The organism is Leucobacter holotrichiae (genome assembly GCF_055791005.1).
In genome coordinates this window covers 1-8497 of sequence record NZ_JBVUAC010000019.1, presented here as the reverse complement: position 1 = coordinate 8497, position 8497 = coordinate 1, and the positions used below count along the sequence as shown (strand labels likewise).

6 protein-coding genes are annotated in these 8497 nt (G+C 58.3%); all 6 read right to left on the bottom strand.

Features of this window, described 5'->3' with window-relative positions:
- Window positions 1-143: 143 nt before the first annotated feature.
- Entirely contained in the window at window positions 144-1319 is a 1176-nt protein-coding gene (locus AC0KXF_RS14795; RefSeq protein WP_473109903.1) for an NAD(P)/FAD-dependent oxidoreductase, read from the bottom strand.
- Window positions 1320-1356: 37 nt separating this feature from the next.
- Entirely contained in the window at window positions 1357-2730 is a 1374-nt protein-coding gene (locus AC0KXF_RS14790; RefSeq protein WP_473109902.1) for an amidohydrolase family protein, read from the bottom strand.
- A gap of 275 nt (window positions 2731-3005) precedes the next feature.
- Entirely contained in the window at window positions 3006-3923 is a 918-nt protein-coding gene (locus AC0KXF_RS14785; protein ID WP_473109901.1) for an ABC transporter permease, read from the bottom strand.
- Window positions 3923-4891, bottom strand: a complete 969-nt coding sequence (locus AC0KXF_RS14780; protein WP_473109900.1) for an ABC transporter permease — start codon at window positions 4889-4891, stop codon at window positions 3923-3925. The genes AC0KXF_RS14785 and AC0KXF_RS14780 overlap by 1 nt, the downstream gene beginning before the upstream one ends.
- 16 nt (window positions 4892-4907) lie before the next feature.
- A complete protein-coding gene (locus AC0KXF_RS14775; RefSeq protein WP_473109899.1) occupies window positions 4908-6467 on the bottom strand; it encodes an ABC transporter substrate-binding protein in 1560 nt (519 codons plus the stop codon).
- 59 nt (window positions 6468-6526) lie between these two features.
- Window positions 6527-8221 (bottom strand): dipeptide ABC transporter ATP-binding protein, encoded by a 1695-nt coding sequence (locus tag AC0KXF_RS14770; RefSeq protein ID WP_473109898.1) that lies wholly within the window; start codon window positions 8219-8221, stop codon window positions 6527-6529.
- Window positions 8222-8497 lie beyond the last annotated feature (276 nt).

The following is an 8497-nucleotide window of genomic DNA, read 5'->3' as shown; positions in this document are numbered from 1 at the left end:
GAGTACGAGGCCATCATGAACGAGCAGGTCGCACTCGCTGCCTGACCAAGCTGTCACCAACTCGTGCAGCAGACCCAAATAAGGTCCCGAACTCTTGGGATTCTCACTACCAGGCCCACGGTCTCACTGGTCTTTGACCTAACTCAAGCCTGAGCGCGCTTCTCGCGTTCGAACGCGTAGGGGTCAAAGAATGCCTCTCCGCTTTCCATCGCAGCAATGAGGCGCGAGGGACGGAACCCGTCGAGGATCGGTGCGACTTCGTTCGTAGTGATTTCTTCGGCGACGAGTCGGCCGGCGATGGCTCCGAGGGTGACGCCGCTGTGCATGGTCGAGACGTAGAGACCCGGCAGGCCCTGCCAGTTGCCGATGACGGGGAGCCCGTCGAGCGGGTAGGGGCGGTAGGCGATCTGGACACGCTCTGCTCGCACGGATGCAGCGTCGAAATCGGAGATACCTTCGGCGGCCTGACGGAACAGTTCCTGAGTCGCGCTCTCGGGAAGGGTCCAGGCCTCGAGATCAATGGCGGCGTCGGCTGCCGAAGAACGGACTACAATGCGCCCGCTAGTATCAGGGCGAACGCTGAGGCCGGGAAGATGAAGCATCGTGGAGATATGCGATGCCCCGGGCGAAGTGGTCACCGTGATTCCCGGCTGCCCCTGGGTATTCGCATCGACACCTTGCTTACTGAGCAGTTCGCCGATACCGGCACCGGCGGCGAGCACGACAAGGTCGGCGTTCAGGGTTTCGCCGTCTTCGAGAACGACGCCAGAGATCCGGTCATCTTTCTGCACAAGGTTGGTGACGGTCGTCGAATGCCGCACCGTCGCACCTAGCCCGCTCGCTGCACGAAGCAGATCGTGAACGAGAAGGGGGATGGTGATGTGGCCTTCGTCTGGGAAAAACACCGCGTGCTTGTATTCCGGCCGGATCTTGATTAGCGGGTCCACACGGTGAAGATCCTTCGGATCGATTGGCACAGCCGCGTAGCCGAGTGAGTAGCACTGCTGGACGAGAGCCTCAAGCTCTTCGACGTCTTCTGCGGTGTCGGCAACTTGAAGGTTGCCTTCCCTCTGCAGCCAGTTTGAGGTGCCGATCTCGCGAGCGATCAAGTTCCATTCTCCAATGGACATCGCGTTGAGGTAGTGGTGTTCGACGGGCTTTGCTTTGTCGGTGGAGTTCAGCCAGGCAAAGCTCGCCGAGCTCGCGGCATCGCCAGGAATTCCCTTATCGATGACGGTGACATCGACTCCACGCTTTGCGAGCTGATAACTGATTGAAGAACCGAGAACCCCGGCACCGATGACAATTACTTTTTTCATCTTGATCCTTAACTAGTTGGTTGATGGCTGAGTAGGGCTAGCCGACGTTCGGTGGCGGGGCCGCGTGTCCTTGCAGGGTAGGAAGTTCGGGGGCGGTGAACGCGATCGCCCCGTCGATCAAGACCATCTGGATGTCGGCGAGCGATTTCGACGAAGTGATCACCAGATCCGCTGAGAGTCCGGCGCGCAGAACCCCTCGAGTAGCGCCGATGCGCGGGAGTGCTCTGGCGACGTTCCCGGTGGCGTAGGCAACAGCCTTCTCGATGGGTGCCAGTCCAGCCTGGACGATGCCTGCGACCATTTCCCAGATTCCGTCCCAGTGTCCTGCCGCGTAGTCAGTGGCAATGATGTCGACGAGATCTGCCTGCATCAGAGGGATGAGATGTGAAGGGGTCTTGTCGAGTTCTCGCCTTCCCCATGCGTCGAAAGTATCGATCTCGATGAAACCACCGTTGTCCCGGATCCACCGAGCATTCGCAACGGCTTCCTCAGCGGTGTATGTGGCGTGGTTGGTGTGCCCGCCGATGAAGAGTTCACCGGCGATCTTTGCGGCCTCTCGAGATGGTTCGTCTGAAGACGCCGCATTGTGGACGAGGGTAGGGATTCCGAGTTCGACGGCCAGAGACGCTGACCGCACGACCCCGTCCAGGGCAACCTGGAAGGACGGGAGCACGGATTGCTCGATGAGTGCCACCATGTCATCGTCGCTAAGCATCTGGAGACCGTACTCGTCACGCAGTGCGGCCACGCGCTGCAGGTCAGGTTTCCCCGGCCGAATATGGCGACCGAGAACTGCAAACTTGAGTTCCGCTGCCTGCCCGGGGGTGACCCTGACGCCGGTCGCTTGCTCGACTGCGGCGGGGATGTACATGTAGTCCTGCCCGCCTCCGCCGAGCGTCATGCCGGCCCCGACTTCTCCGATAACGACGGCGCCGTAATCCGCCATCTCTTGCGCGGTCATGGCCCGATGAGTGGCAGTGAGGCCGGCCCCGTCGCAGGCGTCCGCGGCGGCGAACATTGGTTCAAAGTGCACCGTAGACATTTCGACCTTGACCAGCTGCTTCTGCCGAACCTCTGCGTTCTCGGCAGGGACCTTGAATCCATCCAGGTCAACGACGGTGGTATGCCCCTGGAGCAGATGACGTCGCAGGTTGCCTAGTGACTCCGCGAGCGATACACCAGGCGTGCCGCTTGCGAAACGAGGCCCTGGCGCAGCAGCATGTGCATGCGAGTTTATGGCGCCAGGTACCACTAGTCGACCACCGAGATCGAGAACAGTGTCACCGGGTCCGCCAGCGACATTATTAGGAGTGGTCGAGACAATCATGCCGTCTTCGATGGCAATTGATCCTGTGAATACCGGCGAGTAACCGTCGCCGGTGACGATTTGTGCGTTGGTGAGAATTAACATGGCTCCAGGTTAAATGTAACTAGTTACATCTGCAAGTCGTTAGTGGTTGTGGATGTGATGTGATGCGTGTGCGAGCCTTGCTTCGAAAGGGTTCTCTGCATTCTCCGCAGGCGGGGTCAGTCGAACACGCACGACGGTTGTTGGTGATGGTGGTATGGAGTTCTAGCTCCCCTGCAGTCCAGGAATCTTCGGACACGCACAAAGTCCACGTTTCCCCGAACGCATTCCGGGTTCGTGCCTGGCCAGTGAAAGATCGTGGCCCGAAGATGGTCTCTTTACTCGCTTCTGGTGGAGTTCAGTCTTGGGTCCAAGCGATCTCGCAGTTGTTCTCCGAGAACGTTGACGATTGCCACGGTGATCACCAAGGCTGCGCCAGGAAGTGTCGCAATCCACCAGGCCGATCCAATGAAAGCGCGGCCGTCCGATGCCATCCCACCCCAGGACGGTTGTGGTGGTTGCACGCCAAGCCCCAGGAAGGAGAGAGAACCCTCCATGAGCATCATTGCCCCGAAGTCGAGGCTCGCGTAGACGATGATGGTTGGAATAATGTTCGGCAAGATGTGTCTGAGCATGATGCGAAGATCTGATGCACCGAGCAACCTGGCGCTGGAAGTGAAGTCCTGCTGCCGAATGACTTGCACTTCACTGACGACGAGTCGCGCGTACAAGATCCATCCGACGAGCGACAGCACGATGACGACATTTACGACGCTCGGGCCGAGCGCAGCGATGATGCCGATCGCAAGAACAAGAGCAGGCAGGGCCAGTTGGATATCGCCGAGGCGCATGAAGAAGGTTCGAAGTGGGCCACCATAGTAGCCGGCGAGGAGACCGATGGTGACACCGATGACAGCTCGGAACACGACTGAGATTGCTCCGACCGTCAGCGAGACCTGCGCACCGTAGAGGATGCGGCTGAGGATGTCTCGACCGAGATCGTCTGTGCCAAGAATGTGTTCGATGGAGCCGCCGCTTTGCCAGATAGGAGGAAGGAGACGTGCGGTCAGGTTTTGAGCGTTTGGGCCGTATGGTGCTAACAGCGGAGCAATGATTGCGGCGAGAACGATCAGTGCGAGCAGTGCCGCAGGGATGATTAGCTGCCAGTTCTTCCGGTTCTTTCGTTTTGGTAGGGCAATTGCGGTGGTTTCGGTGACCGGTGCAGAGTAGGGCGTCTGCTTGTGAGTCTCAGACATTACTGTGCTCCTTTGGTTCTGGGGTCGAGGCGCCCGTAGAGGATGTCAATGATGAGGTTGGTGATGACAACGAGCACGCCAACGACGAGCACGAAGGCTTGCACCACGGCCATGTCGCGCGTTTCTATCGCCGAAAGGGCGAGTGTGGCGATGCCGGGCCAGCCAAACACGGATTCGGTGACGATGGCTCCGCCGAAGAGACCCCCGAGTTCGAGTCCGATGACGGTGATGATGGGCAGGGCTGCGTTTCTCAAGGCGTGTCCGAAGATGATCGAACGAGAGGTAGCACCTTTTGCTTTTGCTGTTCTGACGAAGTCAGAGTCCAGGACTTCGATCATGGATGACCGAGCGATTCGCGCGAAGGTTCCAATCTGGAAAAGCGCGAGGGCGACTGCGGGAAGGATGAGGTACTCTGGCCCCCGGAATCCGGATGTCGGCAGGAGCCGAAGGGTTGCTCCGAAGATGAGGATGAGTACGATGCCCAGCCAGAAGGTCGGGAGGGATTGCAGGAAGACCGACCCAGCAATGACGATACGGTCGAAGATCCCGCCGCGTCGAACTGCGGCAGCGACGCCGACGGCGACACCAACAATGCTCGAGATCGCCAGGGCAGCTCCGATCAATGCCAGGCTGTTGGGAAGTGCAGCAAGCACAGGTTCTAGTGCTTGCTGTCCGCTTCGATAGGAAGTACCGAGATCGCCTTGGAGCGCGTGCCAGAGCCAGTCGAGGTACTGGACGATGATGGGGCGATCGTACCCCCTGTCTTGCCTAATAGTCTCGATCTGGTTTGCCGTAGCGTTGTCGCCTGCTATGAGGGAGGCGGGATCGCCTGCGATATAGACCAGCAGGAATGTGATCACGGTGATTCCGAGAACCACAAGCAAGCTATGAATCAAGCGGCGAAGGATTTGTCGCAACATTGAGTTTTCTCTCTTGTTGAACGGTGCGGCCGTGGCTATCGCAGCCACGGCCACACCTCGTCGCTCAGGAAGTCTTAACCGCTTGAGCGAGGTAAATTGCCTGGTCAGGACGCGGCGTCCAATTAATTCGGCTGTTAATGCCGTAGGTGACTTTGGCGTTGTAGAGGAATACCTCGGGTGCGATCTCCTTCAGCCGGGCATTGAGCGTGTCATATGCTGCTTGTCGTTCGTCCTGGTCGGCGATTCCGCGTGCGTCGGCAATGGCTTTGTCCACGGCGTCGTCCTTGAAGTAGAGGCAACGTCTTGCGCAGTCGAGATGGAGGCCGAGCGCGTAGTCGGCGTCCAAGAGAATGTTGTTGTTCGACATGAAGTAGATCTGATTCGCCGCCATATCCCCGGTGACGATCTTGTCGGTGAAGAAGTTCGGGTCAAAAGTGGTCTTCACGTTGAAGCCTGCGTCGCTGAGATTCGCAGCGATCGCCAGCCAGGTCGGCCTCCAGTCATCCCGATCGAGCACGAGATCCAGCTGCACGTCGCCTGGCTGGTACCCGGCTTCCGCCAGGAGCTGCTTGGACTTTTCAGGGTCAAACGGGTAGGGAGTTACATCCTTTGAGGAACCAAAGATACTGCCTGCGTAGATCTGCCCCAGTTCCGTTGCGTTGCCGCTGTAGAGCTGCTCCGTGATGGTCGCCTTGTCGACGCCGTAGTTCAGGGCTTGGCGAACTCGCTGATCCGAGAAGGGGCCGCCAGCAATTGAATTGATCGTAAGCCAGTAGGCTTCGATTCCGTCGATGGTCTGCAAATTGATATCGGGATTGCCCTCGAGAGTCTTCGTCAGATCTGCCGGGAGCTTGGAGGCGATATCGACTTCGCCGCTCTGGAGTGCGCTCACTGCCGTCGCGGGTTCTGCATTGATCTGGAACGACACCTCGCTGGGGATTGGCTTCTCCCCGAAGTAATCGCAGTTGGCTTCCAGCGTGATCCGATCACCCTGGGTCCAGCTCTTGAGCTTGAACGGCCCAGTACCGACGGGGGTCTTGCCGAAGGCCGCGTTACCGTCCTGCTCGATAATGTCGGCCGGTGTGATGTAGATCAGTGTGGCCAGAGACTTGATGAAGGTGGCGTCTGCTTGCTTCAGCTTGAACTGAACCTCATGATCATTCGTGGCAGTTACAGAAGCAACGTTGGAGACGTACCCCTTCTGCTTGGACGCGAGGTCCTCGTCACTTGCGATCCTGTTGAAGGTAGACACCACGTCATTTGCGGTGAAGGCCGAACCGTCCTGCCATTTCACATCTTCACGAAGGGGAATGTCATAGGTCACATCATCAACTTGTTTGTATTCCTTGGCGAGGCCGGGCTCGATCTCCAGCTTGTCGTTCAGCCTGAACAGGCCGTCAAACATGTTTCGACTGATCTGCGCGAAGTCGATGATGGTTTCATAGTTGGGATCCAGCGTTGCTGGCTGGGTGGAGTACGAGAGGTTGACAACAATCGGCTCCCCGGATCCGCACTCGCCTGAATTCGCAGTTGGCGTCCCCTCGTCTGAGGAGCACGCGGTGAGTGCGCTACCTAGGGTCAGGGCGACGATGCCCAGAGCCGTTAGCTTTCTTCTTGTCGACATGTTCTTCTTTCCTTACTTCATTGATGTGATTTTCAAGTTGGAGACGATTGGTTGCCGCCCTAGGGCAGAGGGGATGCGGGGACGGCTGCGCGCAAAGCCTTGGTGTAGTCATGAGTCGGGTGATCAATTACGGCGATCGCACTGCCCGATTCGACGACCTTCCCTTGATGCATGACGATGGCGTGATCTCCGATTTGTCTAGCCAGGGCGATGTCATGGGTGATGAAGAGATAGGTCAGTCCCTCCTGATCCTGGATATTGATGAGCAAGTCAACGATCTGTGCGCGGACAGAGACGTCAAGCGAGGTGACGGGTTCGTCGCAGACGAGCAGTTTCGGTTTGAGTGCGAGGGCCCTGGCAATGGCGATTCGCTGCCGTTGGCCGCCAGAGAATTGATGTGGGTATCGGTATGCGTGGCGTTCGCCGAGTCCGACAAGCTCTAACAGTTCAACGGCCCGGCTCCTCGCTTCTTTCCTTGAAGACAGCCTGTGGTTGATGAGGAGGCCTTCAGAAATGAGATCCGAGATCATCATGCGGGGGTTGAGCGAGGCATACGGATCTTGGAACACCATCTGGATGTCCGACCGGACTTGCTTCCAGTCTGAGCGTCGAGCGTGGACGAGTTCCCTTCCCGCAAATTTGATGCTTCCGCTATCGGGAGCGAGGAGACCGACGACGCTCCTCGCAAGCGTGGATTTCCCGCTCCCCGATTCCCCGATAACACATACAGTCTCCCCGGGCTTTACCGTCAAGGACACGTCGTCCATAGCGAAAGTCAGGTCGGCACCGCGCCTCGCTTTCGTGAACGAATGCTGCAGCCCCTGAACCTCAAGAACGTTTGTGGCATCGTCTCGCAGGTGACTACGGCCCTCCCCACTGCGCGCCGGCCCGTCGAGAGTCGGCGTGGCAGCCCAGAGCGTGCGCGTGTACTCATCCTTCGGGTGCCGTGAAACCTCCTCAGTGGGCCCAGACTCGACGATTACACCGTCACGGACAACCACGACCTTCTTTGCGATGCTGGAGACCAGCGCGAGATCGTGGCTGATGAATAGGATGGACGTGCCGAATTCCTGAACTACCTCCTCCAGAAGGTTCACGATCTGCTTTTGTACGACCACATCGAGCGCAGTCGTCGGCTCATCGGCGATAAGTAGTTCGGGTCGGCAGGCGAGAGCCATGGCGATCATGACTCTCTGCCGCATTCCCCCCGAGAGTTCATGCGGGAACTTCTGCGCTACTTCCTTGGCGCGAGGCAGTCCCAGTCGTTCGAACAATTCGATGACCCGAGCCTGCACAGCATCGTCAGCAACGTGCGGTTCATGAATTTTGACCGCTTCAGCGACCTGCTGTCCGCACCTCCGCACTGGGTTGAGGGACGAGAGAGGATCCTGGAAGATGTAGGAGATACCCGTTCCCCGAAGTCGGCGAAGTTCCGAGTCTTTCATCGTCACGAGGTCCTTGCCGCGGAAAACCACTTCTCCGGTGACGGTGACCTTGGCGGATCGCGGAAACAATCGGGTTATCGCGAGTGAGGTAACGGACTTTCCTGAGCCACTCTCGCCGACTACGCCGACAATGCTCGCGCGCGGCACATCAAACGATATCCCGTGGACGGCATCCACGCGTGAATCTCCATGGCCGAAGCTGATCGAAAGGTCTCGCACCGACAGAAGAGTGTCGTTGTTCGTGACGCTCGTCGCGTCGTTCGCTGCGTGCTGCTTTGTCATGTGAACGCCTATGTTCCTTGCCGTCATGGGTTAGGTCTAGGAAGCACTCTAAATGCAACTAGTTACATTTGCAACCTGATTGCACCGACCCTTACCAAGGAGGTAGGCATTTCCCTGGTTAGAGACCATTTTGCGCTTCAGGCCAGGAGAGATCCTGCACCTGGCACGTGGTGCCGAGATCGACGCTCTTAGAGCGGCACCCCACACGAACTACTGAGGGTCTGCTGGGCCTTGACCCTTGATCGTGGACACGGTGTTACAGGTGGTTATGCCGCCATGGGTAGCGTAGCGGAGGTGTTGGCC

Coding starts and splice junctions, on each gene's coding strand:
- AC0KXF_RS14775 (WP_473109899.1), bottom strand. CDS start 6,467: ATGTCGACAAGAAGAAAGCTAACGGCTCTGGGCATCGTCGCCCTGACC.
- AC0KXF_RS14790 (WP_473109902.1), bottom strand. CDS start 2,730: ATGTTAATTCTCACCAACGCACAAATCGTCACCGGCGACGGTTACTCG.
- AC0KXF_RS14785 (WP_473109901.1), bottom strand. CDS start 3,923: ATGTCTGAGACTCACAAGCAGACGCCCTACTCTGCACCGGTCACCGAA.
- AC0KXF_RS14770 (WP_473109898.1), bottom strand. CDS start 8,221: ATGACGGCAAGGAACATAGGCGTTCACATGACAAAGCAGCACGCAGCG.
- AC0KXF_RS14795 (WP_473109903.1), bottom strand. CDS start 1,319: ATGAAAAAAGTAATTGTCATCGGTGCCGGGGTTCTCGGTTCTTCAATC.